General features: G+C 63.1%; 16 protein-coding genes and 1 pseudogene. 14 read left to right on the top strand and 3 right to left on the bottom strand.

What is annotated here, in order from left to right; genetic code table 11:
• Window positions 1–9: 9 nt before the first annotated feature.
• Entirely contained in the window at window positions 10–1095 is a 1086-nt protein-coding gene (locus PQR27_RS01090) for an MBL fold metallo-hydrolase (protein ID WP_408521893.1), read from the bottom strand.
• Window positions 1096–1263: 168 nt separating this feature from the next.
• Between PQR27_RS01090 and PQR27_RS01085 the strand changes: the two genes are divergently transcribed.
• From PQR27_RS01085 to bioB, 12 genes are all read left to right on the top strand, one after another.
• Complete coding sequence (locus PQR27_RS01085) at window positions 1264–1668, top strand: MerR family transcriptional regulator (protein ID WP_408521892.1); 405 nt, start codon at window positions 1264–1266, stop codon at window positions 1666–1668.
• Window positions 1669–1735: 67 nt separating this feature from the next.
• A complete protein-coding gene (gene aceK, locus PQR27_RS01080) occupies window positions 1736–3553 on the top strand; it encodes a bifunctional isocitrate dehydrogenase kinase/phosphatase (RefSeq protein WP_408521891.1) in 1818 nt (605 codons plus the stop codon).
• A 94-nt stretch (window positions 3554–3647) separates the two neighbouring features.
• Window positions 3648–4424 (top strand): carbonate dehydratase, encoded by a 777-nt coding sequence (gene can / locus PQR27_RS01075; RefSeq protein ID WP_408521890.1) that lies wholly within the window; start codon window positions 3648–3650, stop codon window positions 4422–4424.
• Window positions 4417–5610 (top strand): acetyl-CoA C-acetyltransferase, encoded by a 1194-nt coding sequence (locus tag PQR27_RS01070; protein ID WP_408521889.1) that lies wholly within the window; start codon window positions 4417–4419, stop codon window positions 5608–5610. Before can ends, PQR27_RS01070 begins: the two co-directional genes overlap by 8 nt.
• Window positions 5611–5643: 33 nt before the next feature.
• Entirely contained in the window at window positions 5644–6321 is a 678-nt protein-coding gene (locus PQR27_RS01065; RefSeq protein WP_408521888.1) for an SDR family oxidoreductase, read from the top strand.
• Between the two features lie 23 nt (window positions 6322–6344).
• A complete protein-coding gene (locus PQR27_RS01060) occupies window positions 6345–7475 on the top strand; it encodes an acyl-CoA dehydrogenase family protein (RefSeq protein WP_408521887.1) in 1131 nt (376 codons plus the stop codon).
• Window positions 7476–7482: 7 nt separating this feature from the next.
• On the top strand, window positions 7483–7932 hold the full coding sequence (locus PQR27_RS01055) for a YchJ family protein (RefSeq protein ID WP_408521886.1): 450 nt from the start codon (window positions 7483–7485) through the stop codon (window positions 7930–7932).
• A gap of 584 nt (window positions 7933–8516) precedes the next feature.
• Complete coding sequence (locus PQR27_RS01050) at window positions 8517–9791, top strand: dienelactone hydrolase family protein (protein WP_408521885.1); 1275 nt, start codon at window positions 8517–8519, stop codon at window positions 9789–9791.
• Window positions 9792–10761: 970 nt separating this feature from the next.
• On the top strand, window positions 10762–12111 hold the full coding sequence (gene bioA, locus PQR27_RS01045) for an adenosylmethionine--8-amino-7-oxononanoate transaminase (protein WP_408521884.1): 1350 nt from the start codon (window positions 10762–10764) through the stop codon (window positions 12109–12111).
• Window positions 12111–13295 (top strand): 8-amino-7-oxononanoate synthase, encoded by a 1185-nt coding sequence (gene bioF, locus PQR27_RS01040; RefSeq protein WP_408521883.1) that lies wholly within the window; start codon window positions 12111–12113, stop codon window positions 13293–13295. Before bioA ends, bioF begins: the two co-directional genes overlap by 1 nt.
• Window positions 13292–14023 (top strand): dethiobiotin synthase, encoded by a 732-nt coding sequence (gene bioD, locus PQR27_RS01035; RefSeq protein WP_408521882.1) that lies wholly within the window; start codon window positions 13292–13294, stop codon window positions 14021–14023. The genes bioF and bioD overlap by 4 nt, the downstream gene beginning before the upstream one ends.
• Before the next feature lie 35 nt (window positions 14024–14058).
• A complete protein-coding gene (gene bioB / locus PQR27_RS01030) occupies window positions 14059–15159 on the top strand; it encodes a biotin synthase BioB (protein WP_408521881.1) in 1101 nt (366 codons plus the stop codon).
• Window positions 15160–15258: 99 nt separating this feature from the next.
• Here bioB and PQR27_RS01025 read toward each other — a convergent pair.
• Both PQR27_RS01025 and PQR27_RS01020 read right to left on the bottom strand, forming a co-directional pair.
• Window positions 15259–16284: pseudogene (locus tag PQR27_RS01025) on the bottom strand (sulfate ABC transporter substrate-binding protein).
• Between the two features lie 127 nt (window positions 16285–16411).
• Window positions 16412–17014 (bottom strand): RBBP9/YdeN family alpha/beta hydrolase, encoded by a 603-nt coding sequence (locus PQR27_RS01020; RefSeq protein ID WP_408521880.1) that lies wholly within the window; start codon window positions 17012–17014, stop codon window positions 16412–16414.
• A 201-nt stretch (window positions 17015–17215) separates the two neighbouring features.
• Here PQR27_RS01020 and PQR27_RS01015 point away from each other — a divergent pair, with 201 nt between their 5' ends.
• Together PQR27_RS01015 and PQR27_RS01010 are read left to right on the top strand one after the other, a co-directional pair.
• Window positions 17216–18157 carry a 2-hydroxyacid dehydrogenase gene (locus tag PQR27_RS01015; protein ID WP_408521879.1) on the top strand — a complete coding sequence of 314 codons (942 nt, stop codon included), beginning with the start codon at window positions 17216–17218 and terminating at the stop codon, window positions 18155–18157.
• 109 nt (window positions 18158–18266) lie between these two features.
• The gene (locus PQR27_RS01010; RefSeq protein ID WP_408521878.1) at window positions 18267–19193 is read left to right on the top strand and encodes a hydroxymethylglutaryl-CoA lyase; all 927 of its coding nucleotides are present in this window, start codon (window positions 18267–18269) and stop codon (window positions 19191–19193) included.
• Window positions 19194–19208 lie beyond the last annotated feature (15 nt).

The raw sequence follows: 19208 nt of genomic DNA, 5'->3' as shown, positions 1-19208 counted from the left end.
CGTTACGGACTATCCCGCGTGCTGAGCCGCCGAGAAGCGGATCACCCCATCCGCATCCTGCGTGCGCTTCAACTCGCCCGCGAGCCACAGCAGATGCAAGTGCGCCAAAGCCTCGCCCATCGCGAACGTCATCTGATGGATGTCGAGCTCACGCCTGAACATGAGCGGCACGATGTCCGCGGCGCTCTGCGGCCTCTCGGCACAGGCCTCGCGCACTTCAGCCAGACGCGCGTCATGATGCTCACGCAACTGTTTGATGCGCGTACGCACGCCGCGAAACGGCTTGCCGTGCGACGGCAGCACGAGCGTGTCTTCCGGCATGGTCTCGTAGCGGCCGAGCGATTCCAGATACAGCGCGAGCGGCGTGCCTTCCGGCTCCATGTCGAACACAGACACATTGGTCGAAATGCGCGGCAGCACCATGTCGCCAGAGATCAGTGTGCCGGTCCCTTCGCAATACAGCGCGCAGTGTTCCGGCGAATGACCGAAGCCGGTCACCACGCGCCACGTCTTGCCGCCGATCTTCACGCCATCAGCCTCGCGCAAACGGCGGTACTGACCCGGAATCGCCGGCACGAGGCTCGAGTAGTAGTTCGTGCGATTGCGCAGCTTCTCGAGCGACGCCTCGTCGTTCAAGCCATGCCGCGCGAAGTGCCGAGCCGCGCCCTCGCCGCCCGCATTCGAACCGTCGCCCGCCGCCATCACACGGGCCTGCATGTATTCGCCTAGCGTCGTCCACAAGCGCACGTCCCAGCGCTTCTTGTCGCCGCCGCTGCAAATCCAGTGCGCGAGGCCGATGTGGTCCGGATGGCAATGTGTAACGACCACGCGCAGCACCGGCAGGCCGTCGAGCACCGTGTCGAACACTTTCTCCCAGTTCTCCTTGATCACGTCCGATGTAATGCCGCAATCCACCACCGTCCAGCCCTCCTGCCCGTCGATTTCATCGCGTAGCAGCCACAGATTGATGTGGTCGAGTGCAAAGGGCAGCGGCATGCGCAGCCAGAACACGCCGGGCGCGACTTCCATTGCGTGGCCCGGCTCCGGCAAGGCGTCGTTGAATGGATAGTCGAGTTGATGTTCGAGTGCATTCATTGTGGGTGTCTTCCTCCGTCGACCGTGCGGCATGGCGAGGTATGCGATGCCGGACGGCGTGGTTGTGCCGCGTGGTTGTGCCGTATTGCGTTTCGATCAGGTTGACGATAACGTAAACGTCGATTCTATCGTCCAATCCGATTTTCTGCCCGGCTACGGGATCTCCCGATGAACACGCAATACACGATCACCGAGCTCGCACGGGAATTCGACGTCACACCGCGCGCGATCCGCTTCTACGAAGACCAGGGTTTACTCTCACCCAGTCGCGAGGGATCAAGTGGTTTGCGGCGCGTCTATTCGGGCCGCGACCGCACGCGGCTAAAGCTGACGCTGCGCGGCAAAAGGCTCGGCTTCACGTTGTCGGAAATCCGCGACCTGCTCGATGTTTACGAATCGCAAACCGATACCGTGCCACAACTGCATGCGTTCCTCGCGACCGTCGCCCGGCATCGCGAAGTGCTCGAACGCCAGCTGGAAGATCTGAACGCGACGCTCGAAGACCTCGCGCAATATGAAGGCCAGGCGCGCGCCCTGCTGGAGAATGGCTTACGCGAAGCCAAACCGGCGTGAGCCGCTAGCCCACCCGGACGCTACAATCACGGGTGTCTTCACGACATGGGACAAATGCACGGTCGACATGAATCACTTCCCTAAACTGTTGTCGTCGCAGATCGGCTTTGACGTCGCCCAGACGATGCTCGAAGGCTTCGATCGGCATTACCGGATCTTTCGCGACGCCGCGATCCATGCCAAAACGCTTTTCGAAGCCGCGGACTGGCATGCTCTGCAAAGGCTCGCGCGCGAGCGCATTACCTCGTATGACGAGCGCGTCGAGGAATGCGTCGTCTTGCTTGAAGACGAATACGACGCGGAAAACATCGACGACGAAGTGTGGCAGCAGATCAAGCTGCACTTCATCGGCCTGCTGACCACGCACCGCCAGCCCGAGTGCGCGGAAACGTTTTTCAATTCGGTGTGCTGCAAGATCCTGCACCGTTCGTATTTCAACAACGATTTCATTTTCGTGCGGCCGGCGATCTCGACCGAATACATCGAAAACGACGAACCAGCGGCGAAGCCGACCTATCGCGCGTATTACCCCGGCAAGGATGGTCTTGCCGCAACGCTCGAGCGCATCGTCACGAACTTTCAGCTGGAACCGCCTTTCGAAGATCTGCAACGCGACGTCGCATGCGTGATGCAGTCGATCCACGAAGCGTTCGGGGTATTCGACGAAGCGCCCAACTTCCAGATTCACGTGCTGTCGTCACTGTTCTACCGGAACAAGTCGGCGTATATCGTCGGGCGAATCATCAACGGCGACTCGCTGCTGCCGTTCGCGGTGCCGTTGCGCCACGTCACGCCCGGCGTCCTCGCGCTCGACGCAGTGCTGCTCAACCGAGACCAGTTGCTGATCATCTTCGGCTTCTCGCACTCGTACTTCCTGGTGGACATGGAAGTGCCGTCCGCTTACGTCGAGTTTCTCGGCACGATCATGCAGGGCAAACCGAAGGCGGAAATCTATACGTCGGTGGGCTTGCAGAAGCAGGGCAAGAATCTGTTCTATCGCGACCTGCTGCACCATCTGAAACATTCCAGCGATAAGTTCATCATCGCGCCCGGTATCAAGGGGCTGGTGATGCTGGTGTTCACGCTGCCGTCGTTTCCGTACGTGTTCAAGCTGATCAAAGATTACTTCCCGCCGCCGAAAGAAACCACGCGCGCGAAGATCCAGGAGAGGTATCAGCTCGTCAAACGGCACGACCGTCTCGGCCGCATGGCCGATACGCTGGAATATTCGAGCGTCGCATTGCCGCTGTCGCGACTCGACGACGCACTGTTGCGTGAGCTCGAAAAGGAAGTGCCGTCACTGATCGAGCACGACGGCGACAATCTGGTGATTCGCCATATGTATATCGAACGCCGGATGGTGCCGCTCAATCTGTTCCTGCACAACGGTACCGACGCGGACGTCGATCACGGCATCCGCGAATACGGCAACGCGGTGAAGGAACTGATGCAGGCGAACATCTTCCCCGGCGACATGCTGTACAAGAACTTCGGCGTGACACGTCACGGCCGCGTCGTGTTCTACGATTACGATGAAATCGAATATCTGACCGATTGCAACGTGCGCGCCGTGCCGGCGCCACGTAACGAGGAAGACGAAATGTCGGGCGAGCCATGGTATTCGGTCGGCCCGCACGACATCTTCCCGGAGACATACGGCACGTTTCTGCTTGGCGACCCACGCGTGCGCCAGTCCTTCATGCAGCATCACGCGGACTTCTTCGATCCCGCGCTGTGGCAACGGCACAAGGATCATCTACTGAAAGGCGAACTGCCCGACTTTTTTCCGTACGACAACAACGTGCGCTTCTGCATCCGCTATCCGGAACGATTTGCCGATGCACCGGACACGTCACCGGATGTACGCAACGTGCGCGCGGCGTAAGCATCACGCGCCGCCAGCATGATTGAATGCATCGTCCGTACCTTATATAACGACACCGACCGGTCAATCGGTCGAGCAACCGCCCAGACGCACCATGAACACGAACGCTTCTTCTCTTCCTAATCCGCTCGCGCATCTGTTCGACAACAACGACGCGTGGGTGGCCCGCAAACTGTCCGAAGACCCGGAGTATTTTTCGCGTCTCGCACATCAGCAAACGCCTGAATACCTGTGGATCGGCTGCTCCGATTCGCGCGTGCCGGCCAATCAGATCATCGGTCTGCCGCCAGGTGAAGTGTTCGTACACAGAAACATCGCCAACGTGGTGGTGCATTCGGATCTGAACTGCCTGTCGGTGATCCAGTTCGCCGTCGACCTGCTGAAGGTCAAGCACATCATGGTGGTTGGCCACTATGGCTGCTCCGGTGTCGGCGCGGCGCTGCACGGCCGCCGCGTGGGGCTGGCGGACAACTGGCTGCATCACGTGCAGGACGTGCGCACCAAGCACGCGGCGCTGCTCGAGGAGTGGCCGCTCGGCGAAGCGCGCCATCGGCGCCTGGTCGAACTGAACACCATCGAACAGGTGGTCAACGTGTGCCGCACCACCATCGTCAACGACGCGTGGGCGCGTGGTCAGGAACTCACGGTGCACGGCTGGGCGTACGGCGTGCACGACGGCAAGGTCCGCAATCTCGGCATGACTATCACCGAAGCGGCCGCGCTGGATGAGACCTATAAGAACTGCGTCGCGGCAGTGTCGGCGAGCCGCGCGCATAAAGCGGATAACGACGTGGTGGCCGCGGATGCGGCGCAGCTCGGCGACGTGCCGGCCATCGTCGAAGGTGTGATCAAGGAGCTTAAACATGAGTGATACACAGTCTGATCCGATCGTCATCGTAGGCGTGGCGCGCACGCCAATGGCTGCATTTCAGGGCGATTTCGCCTCGCTGACGGCGCCGCAACTCGGCTCGGTCGCGATCGAAGCCGCGGTGCAACGCGCGGGGCTGAAGCCCGAGCAGATCGACGAAGTGGTGATGGGCTGCGTGCTGCCCGCCGGCCTCGGCCAGGCGCCCGCGCGTCAGGCCGCATTGGGTGCCGGTTTGCCGATGAGTACCGGCAGCACCACGGTCAACAAGATGTGCGGCTCGGGCATGCGCGCGGCGATGTTCGCGCACGACATGCTGGCTGCGGGTTCCGTCGACGTGATCGTGGCAGGCGGCATGGAGAGCATGACGAACGCGCCGTATCTGTTGCCGAAAGCGCGCGGCGGTATGCGCATGGGCCACGGTCAGGTGATCGATCACATGTTCTACGACGGCCTCGAAGACGCCTACGAGAAAGGCCGCCTGATGGGCACTTTCGCCGAGGAATGCGCGGCGTCGTTCGACTTCACGCGTGAAGCGCAGGATGCGTTCGCGGTCGAGTCGCTGAACCGTGCGAAGCGTGCCAATGAAGACGGCTCGTTCGCATGGGAAATCGCGCCGGTGAAGGTGGCAGGCCGCAAGGGCGACGTGACGATCGATCGCGATGAACAACCCTTCAAGGCGAACCTCGACAAGATCCCCACGCTCAAGCCGGCCTTCAGCAAAACCGGCACGGTGACGGCAGCAAACTCGTCGTCGATTTCCGACGGCGCCGCCGCGCTCGTGATGATGCGTGAATCGACCGCGAAGCGTCTCGGCGTCGAACCGATTGCCCGCGTGGTCGGCCACTCGACGTTCGCGCAGGAACCGGCGAAGTTCACCACCGCCCCGGTCGGTGCGATTCGCAAGCTGTTCGAGAAGAACGGCTGGCGCGCGGACGAAGTCGATCTGTATGAGGTCAACGAAGCGTTCGCGGTGGTCACGATGGCGGCGATGAAGGAACACCGTTTGCCGCATGAGAAGGTCAACGTGAACGGCGGTGCCTGTGCGCTCGGCCACCCGATCGGTGCGTCGGGCGCACGGATTCTCGTCACGCTGATCGGCGCGTTGAAGAAGCGCGGTGGCAAGCGCGGCGTGGCGACGCTGTGCATCGGCGGCGGCGAAGCGACCGCAATGGGTATCGAACTGGTTTGAGTGTTTGACCAGTCACAGAGTCTGGGTGAGAGCATGAAGACAGTGTTGATCGTCGGTGCGTCGCGCGGCATCGGCCATGAGTTTGTGCGGCAGTACGCAAAGAGCGGCTGGCGGGTGCTCGCCACCGCACGCGACGGTGCTTCGCTCGACGCCTTGAATGAACTCGGCGCGGAAACCTTCTCGCTCGACGTCACCGTGCCCGAAGAGATCGGGGCGCTGGGCTGGAAGCTCGACGGCGAACGGCTCGATGCCGCGGTGCTGGTATCGGGTGTGTATGGCCCGCGCACCGAAGGCATCGAAACCGTCACCGCCGAAGACTTCGATCACGTGATGAGCACCAACGTACGGGGTCCGATGCAGTTGATGCCCGTGCTGCTGCCGCTGGTCGAAGAAAGCGGCGGCGTGTTCGCCGTGATCTCGAGCAAGATGGGCAGCATCAGCGACGCGAGCGGCACGACCGGCTGGTTGTATCGCGCGAGCAAAGCGGCGCTCAACGACGCGTTGAAGATCGCTTCGCTGGACGCGAAGCGCGCCGCCTGCATCGCACTGCATCCGGGCTGGGTGCGCACCGAGATGGGCGGTGCCCAGGCGGCCATCGATCCGGCACGCAGCGTCACCGGCATGCGTGAGGTGCTCGCGCAGGCCGCCGCCGCGCACGCGTCGTTTAACGGCCGCTTCTATCAATACGACGGCACGCCGCTCGACTGGTGAAATACGAATGAGGAGACTGAGCCATGGTGCTTGATCAGGATCACCTGATGGTCCGCGATGCGGTGCGCACGTTCGTGCGCGAAGCGGTCACGCCGCACGCTGCGCGCTGGGACCGCGAGCGTACTTTTCCAAAAGACGTGCATCGTCAGCTTGCCGAGCTCGGCGCCTATGGCGTGCTGGTGCCCGAAGCCTACGGCGGTGCCGGCATGGATGCGCTGGCGCTCGCACTGATTCTCGAAGAAATCGCCGCGGGCGACGGCGGCACCTCGACCGCGATCTCCGTCAACAACTGCCCCGTGTGCAGCATCCTGTTGACCTACGGCAACGACGCGCAGAAGCGCGACTGGCTCACGCCGCTCGCACGCGGCGAGATGCTCGGCGCCTTTTGTCTGACCGAACCACAAGCGGGCTCGGATGCCTCGGCGTTGCGCACCACCGCGACACGGGACGGCGATGCCTACGTGCTGAATGGCGTCAAACAATTCATCACGAGCGGCAAGAACGGCAACGTCGCGATCGTCCTGGCCGTCACCGATAAAGCGGCGGGTAAGCGCGGCATCAGCGCGTTTATCGTGCCGACGGATACCAAGGGTTACGTCGTCGCGCGCGTCGAGGAAAAGCTCGGCCAGCATTCGTCGGACACGGCGCAGATCATTTTCGAAGAGTGCCGCGTGCCCGCCGCGAATCTGATCGGTGCGGAAGGCGAAGGCTATCGGATCGCCCTTTCGGGGCTCGAAGGCGGCCGCATCGGTATCGCCGCGCAGAGCGTCGGCATGGCGCGCGCCGCGTTCGAAGCGGCGCTCAGCTATGCGAAGGAACGCGAGAGCTTCGGTCAGCCGCTGTTTTCGCACCAGGCCGTGCAATTCCGTCTCGCCGACATGGCGACCCAGCTCGAAGCCGCACGTCAGTTGATCTGGCACGCGGCGTCGCTGAAAGATGCGGGGCTGCCCTGCCTGACCGAAGCGGCAATGGCCAAGCTGTTCGCCTCGGAAGCAGCCGAGCGCATCTGTTCGGCGGCCTTACAGATTCATGGCGGCTACGGGTATCTGAGCGATTTCCCCGTTGAGCGAATCTACCGCGATGTGCGCGTGTGCCAGATCTACGAAGGCACCAGCGACATCCAGAAAATCCTGATTGCGCGCGGCCTTGCCTGAACGTCTGATGAATAAGCCCTTATTGAACACGCAACGCCCTGCCGACTGCCCGTGCGGCGGCGCCTCGCCCGGGCAGCGCAGCGGCGCCAAAGCGCCCCGCTTCGCACAATGCTGCGGCCGCTATATCGACGGCGGCGAAGCGGCGCCGCGCGCGCTCGAACTGATGCGCTCGCGCTACAGCGCGTATGTCGTGGGCGCAACGGATTATCTGCGCGCCACCTGGGCGCCCCATACCTGCCCTGCCGACCTCGACGCCGATCCAGCCGCGCCCGATGCGCCGCGTTGGCTCGGACTGCAAATCAAGGGCTTTGCGGAAACGGGTCCCAATCACGCGACGGTGGAATTCGTCGCACGTTATAAGGTGGGTGGCCGCGCTCATCGGCTGCACGAACTGAGCCGCTTCGCACGCGGCGAAGATGGTCGGTGGCGCTACGTCGAGGGCGACCTCACCGAATAGAACGAATCCTTCCGATCGCTTACGGGGCGCTATCGCACACCTGACACGCCGTCGCATCGGCACATATGGCCCTGAAAACCGGGCTTTTTTTTCGTGTTGGCGCTGCACCACAGCACGCGCTTTTACGCCGACTGTTTCGGGCAGCCAGGCACCGCCAGTCGGCGCTTCTGTGCCCACCTACCCTCTCGATCCGGACGCGGGAATTTTTGCGCCGCGGGTTCTCCTTGATTGCGCAAAACAAAATTGTCGTGCCAGGATGAGGCCGTAGGTTTATGACGCCACGTTGCGAGGACCGGCCGATATCGGTTCCGCAGACTGCGCAGGCGCCTCGCCGATCACTGGTCATTCTGGTACGGCGGCGGTTCCCGGCTGCTTCGTGTGGCGCTCATCATCGGCGCGTGGGGTCGCGTCGGCCGTTTGGGTTCATCCCGTGCGATCTCGATTAGCGTGCGTGCGCCTGGCGCACAACGTACGCGAGTGTGTTTTTGTTTGTCGAAAATGACAGCGAAAGGCAACTGTCAGTAACGAGTTTCGGCAAACAGGCGTCACGGTGTTCAGGGCAGGTCTTTGAGGCAGGTGCGTCAATGGTGTTCAGCAAGGTTCTGACGAAGTGTGCGGTGATTTGCGCAACGGCAACGTGCGCTATCGCCCTCGCACACGCCGATCCACTCGCCGACACCCAGGCCGGACCACTGACGCGTGCACACGTGCCCCGCATCGCGCTGGACGACGACGTCTACCTGCCGACCGCCGGCCTCAACGAACAGATCATCCGCGTGCCTGTCGATGCGTCCGGCGAGACCACGCTCGAAACCACGATCTACAAACCGGACGGCGCAGGCCCGTTCCCGATGATCGTTTTCAACCACGGCAAGATGCCTGGCGACCCGCGTACGCAGGAGCGCAGCGACCCGCTGCCGTTCGCGCGCGAGTTCGTGCGCCGCGGCTACGTGGTGGTGGCGCCGAACCGTCAGGGGTTCGGCCATTCCGACGGCACGTATCAGCAGGATGGCTGCGACGTTGAACGCAACGGTGTCGGCCAGGCCGGCGATGTGGCCGCGACCATCAACTACATGTCGAAGCAGTCGTATGTGGATGCGGCGCACATTGTGGTGGCCGGCACCTCGCACGGTGGTCTGGCGACCATGGCTTACGGCACGCAAGCGGCTCCCGGCGTACGGGCGCTGATCAATTTCTCAGGCGGATTGCGGCAGGACGCGTGTACGGACTGGCAAGGCAACCTGACACGCGCGTTCGGCGCTTATGGCGAGAAGACCAAGGTGCCGTCGCTGTGGCTGTATGGCGATAACGATTCGGTCTGGACTGCGCCGTTGGTGGCCGGCATGTATGCCGCGTATTCCGAGCATGGCGCGAGTGCCAAGATGGTGGATTTCGGCAACTACAAGAACGACGCGCACCGGCTGGTGGGTGATCGGGACGGCGTGCATGTGTGGTGGCCTGCGGTGGAGGCTTTCCTCGCGCAGGCGGGGATGCCGACTGGCGTGCAATATCGGGTGTCCGATCCTTCGTTGCCCAAGCCGAGTGGGTTTGCTGCTGTCGATGCGGTCGACGCCGTGCCGTTTGTCGACGAAGCTGGGCGCAATGGGTATCGGAATTTCTTGCATCAGTATCCGAGCCGGGCGTTTGCTGTTTCTGACTCAGGGGCGTGGTCCTGGGCCGAGGGCGGCGATGATCCGATGTCGGTGGCGATTGCCAATTGCCAGAAGCAGAGTTCGGATCCATGCCGGTTGTATGCCGTTGACAACTCCGTTGTGTGGGGTCAGGGGCAGGGTTCGCAGACTGCAGATGGGGCCGGTTCTTCGAACTCGGATAAGAGGGCTATTGCTAGCCGGGAATAGGGGTTGGTTTTTGCCTTTGGCGGCGGCATTATTTGGTTCGCCTGTGGCGTTGGCTGCTTCTTTTGCTTTTGGTTTATTAGCGTTCCCCCTGTGCGGGGGGGCACCTACTTTTCTTTGCCGCCGCAAAGAAAAGTAGGCAAAAGAAAGCGGCTCAAACCGCCAATTCTTAAGCGGGTCCCCTGGCTTGGAGGGGATCGTGGCTCCGTAGAGATTGGGCCTGCGCGCCTTCTGGCCTGAGTGACCAGGCTGTCATGCTTCCGGCGCCGCTGCGCGCGCCGATGCGGTACTTCACAAAACCATCCGTGTTTTTTCGGCGCCTCGCCGAGGCGAAGCCGATGGCCCCCGCCGCGTACAAACGAAGCACCCGGTTTCCCTGGCAGACCCGTCCGCGCGACGCACGCAGTGCGGAGTGGGAGCGGATGACGGCTGTGTCACAGACCGTTATGGACCGAGGTGTGATCCGTTAATCGGACCACAATCCCCTCCAAGCCAGGGGACCCACTTAAATGTTGGCGGTGTGAGCCGCTTTCTTTTGCCTACTTTTCTTTGCGGCCGGCAAAGAAAAGTAGGTGCCCCCCGCACAGGGGGAACGCTAATAAACCGATAAGAAAACAAGGAAAGGCCAACGCCGTAGGCATACAAGTCCACCGAAAGGCCAAAGACGCCAAAACCAGGAAATGCCGCCGCCAAAGGCAAAAAAACCCCCTATCCCATTCACTACCCCCCAACTACTTTGACGTCGCTAAAACCCCTGATCCTCAGCGATCAAAACAAAACCGCAGCGACTTGCCGCGAACACTCAACAACCTCAAGCGCCGCAGGCAAACCACCCCTCGAACCCCTAATGCAAACGAGCAAATAAAGCGCTAATCTCGACCCCGCAAAACCGCCAGGGCCGCGCGCAGCGCAACGAAATCGCGCATAAAAAAGCCAGCCTGCAACGGCAAAAAAAGCACCATGGAGTACCTCTTTGGAAAAGACAGCATCCCCAGAAGACTGGATCACCCGCAGCCTGCGTGCCGTCTGGCACCCCTGCACCCAGATGAAGCACCACGAGCGCCTGCCGTTGATCCCGGTCGCGCGCGGCCAGGGCGCGTGGCTCTACGACCGCGCCAACCATCGTTATCTGGATGCCATCAGCTCGTGGTGGGTCAACCTCTTCGGCCACGCCAATCCGCGTATCAATGCAGCGCTGAAAGACCAGCTCGATACGCTCGAGCACGCCATGCTCGCCGGCTGCACGCACGAACCCGCGATCGAACTCGCCGAACGCCTCAGCGCCCTCACGCACAACACGCTCGGTCACGCGTTCTTCGCGTCCGATGGCGCGTCGGCCGTCGAAATCGCGCTGAAGATGAGCTTCCACTCGTGGCGCAATCGCGGCTTCGCGGACAAGCAGGAATTCGTCTGCATCGCCAACAGCTATCACGGCGAAACCATCGGGGCGCTCGGTGTCACCGATGTCGCACTCTTCAAGGATGCCTACGACCCGCTGATCCGTCACGCGCACGTGGTGGCGTCGCCCGACGCGCGTCTCGCACAACCCGGTGAAACCGCCGAAGACGTCGCGCGCCGCGCGCTCGATCACGTTCGCGCGCTGTTCGACGCGCGTGCCGCGAAAATCGCCGCGCTGATCGTCGAGCCGCTCGTGCAATGCGCGGCCGGCATGGCCATGCACGACGCGTCCTATATCGCGGGCCTGCGCGCGCTGTGCGATCAGTACGGCGTGCATCTGATCGCCGACGAAATCGCGGTCGGCTGCGGACGCACCGGCACGTTCTTCGCCTGCGAACAGGCAGCCATCTGGCCGGACTTCCTGTGTCTGTCGAAAGGCATCAGCGGCGGCTATCTGCCGCTCTCGATCGTGCTCTCGCGCGATGAGATCTTCGAGGCCTTCTATCACGACGACACGGCGCGCGGCTTCCTGCACTCGCACTCGTACACCGGCAATCCGCTCGCCTGCCGCGCGGCGCTCGCCACGCTCGATCTGTTCGCGAGCGACAACGTCCTCGCCGCCAACGCGCGGAAGTCCGCGAAACTGAAGGCCGCACTCGCGCCGCTCGCGCAACACAGGCAGGTGCGCCATCTGCGTCAGTGCGGCACGATCTTCGCGTTCGACGCCGTGATCGACGACGCCCAGCACGCCCGAACATTCTCGCGCCGCTTCTTCGAAAACGCGTTGCAGCGCGAACTGCTGCTGCGCCCGATTTCGACCACGGTGTATCTGATGCCGCCTTATATCCTCGACGACGAAGAGCTCGCGCTGCTCGCCTCGCGCACCCGCGAGACCTTCGAAGCGACGCTCGCGGAGACCCGCTAATGCATTTGCTCGACACGCTCACCCAAGGACTCAAGGACATCGACGAACGCGGCTTGCGCCGTCGCCGCCGTACCGCCGACACGCCGTGCGCCGCACACATGACCGTTGATGGCCGCGCGATCATCGGCTTCGCAAGCAATGACTATCTCGGCCTCGCAGCGCATCCGCAACTGATCGCCGCGATCGCCGAAGGCGCGCAGCGCTACGGCGCGGGCAGCGGCGGTTCGCATCTGCTCGGTGGGCATTCGCGCGCGCACGCGCAACTCGAAGACGATCTGGCTGAATTCGCCGGCGGCTTCGTCGACAATGCGCGCGCGCTCTACTTCAGCACCGGCTACATGGCGAATCTGGCGACGCTCACCGCGCTCGCGGGACGCGGCACCACGCTGTTTTCCGATGCGCTGAATCACGCGTCGCTGATCGACGGCGCACGTCTGTCGCGTGCCGACGTGCAGATCTATCCGCACTGCGATATGGAAGCGTTGAGCGCGATGCTCGACGCCTCGGATGCCGAAGTCAAAGTGATCGTCTCCGATACGGTGTTCAGCATGGACGGCGACATTGCCCCGCTGCCGCGTCTGCTGGCGCTCGCGGAACAGCACGGCGCGTGGCTGATCGTCGACGACGCACACGGCTTCGGCGTGCTTGGCCCGCAAGGCCGGGGCGCAGTCGCAGAAGCGGCATTGCGTTCGCCCAATGTGATTTCCATCGGCACGCTTGGCAAAGCTGCGGGCGTGTCCGGCGCGTTCGTCGTTGCGCATCAGACCGTGATTGAATGGCTCGTGCAGCGCGCCCGTCCGTACATCTTCACGACCGCCTCGGTGCCCGCCGCCGCGCACGCGGTATCGGCGAGTCTGCGCATCATCGGTGGCGAAGAAGGCGACGCGCGCCGTGCGCATCTTCGGCAACTGATCGAACGCACGCGCGCGATGCTCAAGGCGACGCCGTGGCTACCGGTCGATTCGCATACCGCCGTGCAACCGCTCATCATCGGTGCGAACGACGCCACGCTGGACATCGCGGCCACGCTCGATCGCGCCGGTCTCTGGGTGCCGGCGATCCGTCCGCCGACCGTGCCCGCCGGCACGTCGCGGCTGCGCATTTCACTGTCGGCCGCGCATTCGCACGCGGATCTGGACCGGCTTGAAGCCGGCTTGCAACAACTCGGGGTCAAAGCGGCATGAGCGGCTCGAGTCAAGGCGCGTTGTCCCTGTTCGTCACCGGCACCGATACGGAAATCGGCAAGACCTTCGTGTCCGCGGCACTGCTGCGCGGCTTCGTGCGCGAAGGCCTGCGAGCCGCCGCGATGAAGCCGATCGCGGCAGGCGCATTCGAAGTGAATGGCGTGCTGCACAACGAAGACGCGGATCAACTCGACGCGGCATCGGGCGTCCTGCTGCCGCCCGCGATCCGCACGCCGTATCTGCTGAAGGAACCGGCCGCGCCGCATATCGCCGCCGCACTGGAAAACGTCGCGTTCGACATCGGCCACATTGTCGATTGCCACGCCCAGGCGCTCACGCGCGCGGATATCGTCGTGGTGGAAGGCGTGGGCGGCTTTCGCGTGCCGCTGACCATCACCCAGGACACCGCCGATCTCGCGGTCGCGCTGAAGCTGCCCGTCGTGCTCGTGGTGGGCATGCGCCTCGGCTGCATCAGCCATGCGCTGCTGACCGCCGAAGCGATCGCCGCGCGCGGTCTGACGCTGGCCGGCTGGGTCGCCAACCGCATCGATCCGAACATGACGTTCCCCGACGAAAACATCGCGTCGATCCGCGAGCATCTCGCGCGTGAACACGACGCGCCGCTGCTCGGCATCGTGCCGCATCTGAGCCCGGCCTCGCCCGAGCTCGCGGCAGATCAACTCGACATCAATGGCCTTCTAAACACGCTGCGCGCCGCGCAGCGTTGAACCCTATCAAACATCCCTCCATGAGGATTGACGACATGACGCAACTGAACATCGCTCCGACGCCAGCCGACACGGCCGCCGCGCACAACCATGCCAATAACGACGCCGCCGGCGCGAAACCGGTGGCGCGCTGGCGCGTCGCCGACATCGTCGCGCTGTACGAACTGCCGTTCAACGACCTGATGTTCCGCGCGCAGCAAACGCACCGCGAACACTTCGACGCGAACACCGTGCAACTGTCGACGCTGCTCTCGATCAAGACCGGCGGCTGCGAAGAAGACTGCGCCTATTGCCCGCAGTCGGTGCATCACGACACCGGCTTGCAAGCCGACAAGCTGATGCCCGTCGACGAAGTGCTGGCCGCCGCGAAGGTTGCGAGGGAAAACGGCGCGACACGCTTCTGCATGGGCGCCGCGTGGCGTAATCCGAAAGACCGGCATCTGGAGCCGATCAAGGACATGATCCGCGGCGTGAAGGCCATGGGTCTCGAAACCTGCGTGACGCTCGGCATGCTCGAAAAGCACCAGGCACAAGGTCTGCGCGAAGCGGGCCTCGATTACTACAACCACAACCTCGACACGTCGCCGGAGTTCTACGGCCAGATCATTTCGACGCGCACCTATCAGGACCGCCTCGACACGCTCGAACGCGTGCGCGACGCGGGCATCAACGTGTGCTGCGGCGGTATCGTTGGTCTGGGTGAATCGCGCCGCGAACGCGCGGGCCTGATCGCGCAACTGGCGAACATGGAGCCGTATCCGGAATCGGTGCCGATCAACAATCTGGTGCAGGTGGAAGGCACGCCGCTGACCGGCACTGAAGCGATCGACCCGTTCGAATTCGTGCGCACGATTGCGATTGCGCGCATCACGATGCCGCGTGCGATGGTGCGTCTGTCGGCGGGCCGCGAGCAGATGGACGAAGCGCTGCAGGCGCTGTGCTTCCTCGCCGGTGCGAACTCGATTTTCTACGGTGATCAACTGCTGACCACCAGCAACCCGCAGGCGGAAGCGGACCGCAAGCTGATCGAGCGCCTCGGCATTCGCGCGGAAGCGGCGCAGCAGATGCCTCTGGATCAGAGCGGCTGCGAACATGGCTGCGCGCATGAACACCACTCGCACGCCGCGTCGAACTAAAAGCTCAAGGTTCGGCAGCGTAGCAAGTACGCGCAAGCACGCGCAATAAAAAAGGCCGCCTCGTTATCGAGGCGGCCTTTCCACATCCAGCTATCAGACTTACTTTCTGTCCACGATGATCTGATCGAACGTGCCGCCATCGGAGAAATGCGTCTGCTGCGCTTTCTGCCAGCTGCCGAACATCTCTTCGACGGTGAACGTCTTGATCGGCTTGAATTCCGCCGCGTGCTTCTCGAGCACGGTCTTGTCGCGCGGACGCAGATGGTGCTACGCGATGATTTCCTGCGCGGCAGGCGACCACAGATAATCCAGATATGCCTGCGCTTCCTTGCGCGTGCCACGCTTGTCCACCACCTTGTCGACGATCGACACGGGCGGCGCAGCCAGCAGGCTCACCGACGGATACACCGCTTCGAAATTGCCCGCGCCCACGCCGCTATCGATCAGCGACACTTCGTTTTCGAATGTCACCAGCACGTCGCCGATGCCACGTTGCGTGAAGGTCGTAGTCGCGCCGCGGCCACCCGTGTCGAGCACCGGAACATTCCTGAAGATCGCCTTTTCGAAATCGAGTGCCTGCGTGTCAGTGCCACCGTGCTGCTTGCGATAACCCCATGCCGCCAGATACGCGTAACGGCCGTTACCCGAGGTCTTCGGATTGGCGATCACTACCTGCACGCCAGCTTTCGCGAGATCGTCCCAATCCTTGATGTGCTTCGGATTGCCCTTGCGCACGAGGAACACCATGGTCGTGGTGTACGGGGCGCTGTCGTCCGGCAGACGCGTGCGCCAGTTCGCGGGCACCAGTTGCCCCTTCTCGGCGAGCAGATCGATGTCGTTCGGCTGGTTCATCGTCACGACATCGGCCTGCAATCCCTGCAGCACCGACAGCGCCTGCGCGCTCGACCCACCGTGCGACTGACGGACCGACACGGTCTCGCCGCTCTTCTGCTTGTACGCCGTGATGAAGCCGGCGTTGATGTCCTTGTACAACTCGCGCGTCACGTCGTACGACACGTTGAGCAGCGCTGCGTCTGCGTGCGCCGCCGACACGCCGCCTAGCGCGAGCGTGATCGCCGTCATGCCGGCCGCCAGCCAGCGCGATGTCCCCGTCTTGCCTGCCATCCCTGTCCCCGCCTATCGTTGATGAAAACCTGTGGCCGCAGGAAGCCGCGGCATGAAGCGGGATTCTAACGGATCGCTTACTCGCTCACTTGCGCTGCGGCCAACGTCTAAACGCCGCGCAAAAAATTCAAACGAACGCGTGCTGCGCGGCCTCGAACGTTTCCTCGCGAAAGCGCAGCGGCGCCGCGCAATGCACCAGCGTGTCGACGAAATATTTCGCTCGCGGCCACGGACCGAATCCCGCCGCGGTGTTGATATGCCCGGCGTCGCCCAGATTGACGAAGGCGCTGCCGAAACGCCGTGCGAGCTCGCGCGATCCGGAGAGCGGCATCCATGGATCGGTTTCGCTGCCGATCAGGATCGACGGCACACCGAGGCGCCGCGCGTCGAACGGACCGGCGAAGGCGAATTTCTCCGGACTCGCCGGTGCGACAAACAACACGCCGACCACCTCGGCGACATACGAGGCCTGCTGCAGCGCATAGGCCGTCGCAAGACAGCCGAAGCTGTGCGCGGCCAGCACGAATGGCCCGCGCTCGCGCGCCAGCAGGTCGCGCAGCGACTGCGACCAGACCGCGAGGTCCGGCGCGTCCCAGTCGGCCTGTTCAACGCGCAAGGAGCGTGAGAATTGCCGTTCGAGCCATGTTTGCCAGTGCGCGCCCTCGCTGCCGTGAAGACCGGGAACGGTGACGAGCCGCGGCGGCCATGTCGATTTGATGCATGAAAGCATGTCTGTTCCTCGCTGCCGGAATCCGGGAAAGTATTGTCCCGCCCGGTGCCGCACTGGCGAACCAAGTTTTTGTGCTTTGTTTATGGGGCGGCAAGCGTTCAGCAATCGTTCAAACCACACGGCCGTGCGCAAACGCGCGCGATTCGCGTCGAAAAAGTAGAATGAACCCCGTCTCGACCACGCACGCGCCATCTGGACCGTATGAAAATCCTCTTTTACATGCCGCATGCCGACGCTGCAGCATGGCTGCACGACTTTGCCCGTGCGCTGCCTGAAGCCGATTTGCGCGAATGGCAGCCGGGCGACCACGCGCCGGCCGATTTCGCGGTGGTGTGGCGGCCGCCTCATGAGATGCTCGCCGGGCGCGACGATCTGCGCGCGATCTTCAATCTCGGCGCGGGTGTCGATGCGATTCTCGCGCTCGAACAAGCGCAGCCCGGCACCTTGCCACGCAACGCGCAACTGGTGCGGCTCGAAGACACCGGCATGGCGCCGCAAATGGCCGAATACGTCGCGCACGCGGTGTTGCGTTACATGCGGCGCTTCGACGAATACAAGTTGCAGCAAGCCGGGCGCCGCTGGCATGTGCTGGACCCGCATCCACGCGAGACCTTCACGGTCGGCGTGCTCGGGCTCGGCGTGCTCGGTGCGCATGTTGCGCGAACGGTCGCCGCGTTCGGCCTGCCGGTGCGCGGCTACAGCCGTAGCGCGCGGCATGTCGAGGGCATCACGACCTTTGCCGGTGAAGCGCAGTTCGACGCGTTTCTCGACGGCGTGAAGGTGCTGGTGAATCTGCTGCCGCACACGCCGGACACGGCCGACGTACTGAACGCACGCACGTTCTCGAAGCTGGCACGCGGCGCGTATCTGATCAACGTCGCACGCGGCGGCCACCTGGTCGAAGCGGATCTGCTCGAAGCGCTGGCAAGCGGCCAGCTTGCCGCCGCTACGCTCGATGTGTTCCGCGACGAACCGTTGCCGCCCGATCATCTGTTCTGGCAGGAACCACGCATCACGATCACGCCGCACGTGTCGGCGCTCACGCTGCGCGAAGAAAGCGTTGTGCAGGTCGCGCAGAAGATCACCGCGCTGACGCGTGGCGAAGCAATCAGCGGCGCGGTGGATATCGAACGCGGATACTGAGCAGTCGCGAAACCAACTGAAAGAGTGCCGCCACGCGCGGCGTCAACAAGTTACACGGGACCGGAGTAAGCGCTAAAGCGCCAACTCCGGTCGACATAGGAGACACATCATGGCCTTGCCTCAACAAGTCAAAATCGTCGAAGTGGGTCCACGTGACGGACTGCAAAACGAAAAAGAATTCGTCGCCACGGCGACCAAGATCGAGCTGATCAACCGCTTGTCCGCGGCGGGTTTCCGCAACGTCGAAGCGGCTTCGTTCGTATCGCCGAAATGGGTGCCGCAGATGGCCGACGGCGCCGACGTGATGGCCGGTATCGAGCGCCGCCCGGGCACGATCTATTCCGTGCTGACGCCAAATTTGCGCGGCTTCGAAGGCGCACTCGCCGCGCGTGCCGATGAGATCGTGATCTTCGGCGCGGCCAGCGAGGCGTTCTCGCAGAAGAACATCAATTGCAGCATCGCGGAAAGCATCGACCGCTTCGCGCCGGTCGCGCAGGCAGCGAAACAGCACGGTCTGCGGATTCGCGGCAGCGTCTCGTGCGCGCTCGGCTGCCCGTATCAGGGTGAGGTACCGGTGGCGTCGGTGGTCGATGTGGTCGAGCGGTTTGCGGCGCTGGGCTGCGATGAGATCGATATCGCCGATACGATCGGCGTCGGCACGCCGAAACGTACTCGCGAAGTGTTCGAAGCCGTCACGAAAGTATTTCCGCGCGAACGTCTGTCGGGCCATTTCCACGACACCTATGGTCAGGCACTCGCGAACATTTACGCCGCCCTGCAGGAAGGCATCGAGATCTATCACGCGTCGGTGGCGGGTCTCGGCGGCTGTCCGTATGCGAAGGGCGCGACCGGCAATGTCGCGACCGAAGACGTGCTGTACCTGATGAACGGCCTCGGCATCGAGACCGGCATTGACCTCGCGCAGGTCGTCGCCATTGGTGATTTCATTTCGACGTCGATTGGCCGGCCCAATGTGTCGCGCGCCGGCAAGGCCCTGCTCGCTAAAGCGCGCAGCGAACAATCCGACTGCGTTTGACTTGCCACACACAGG

Origin of the sequence: Paraburkholderia fungorum (assembly GCF_046027215.1) — a bacterium.
Lineage (GTDB): Bacteria > Pseudomonadota > Gammaproteobacteria > Burkholderiales > Burkholderiaceae > Paraburkholderia > Paraburkholderia fungorum_D.
This window is presented reverse-complemented; position numbering and strand designations above follow the sequence as displayed.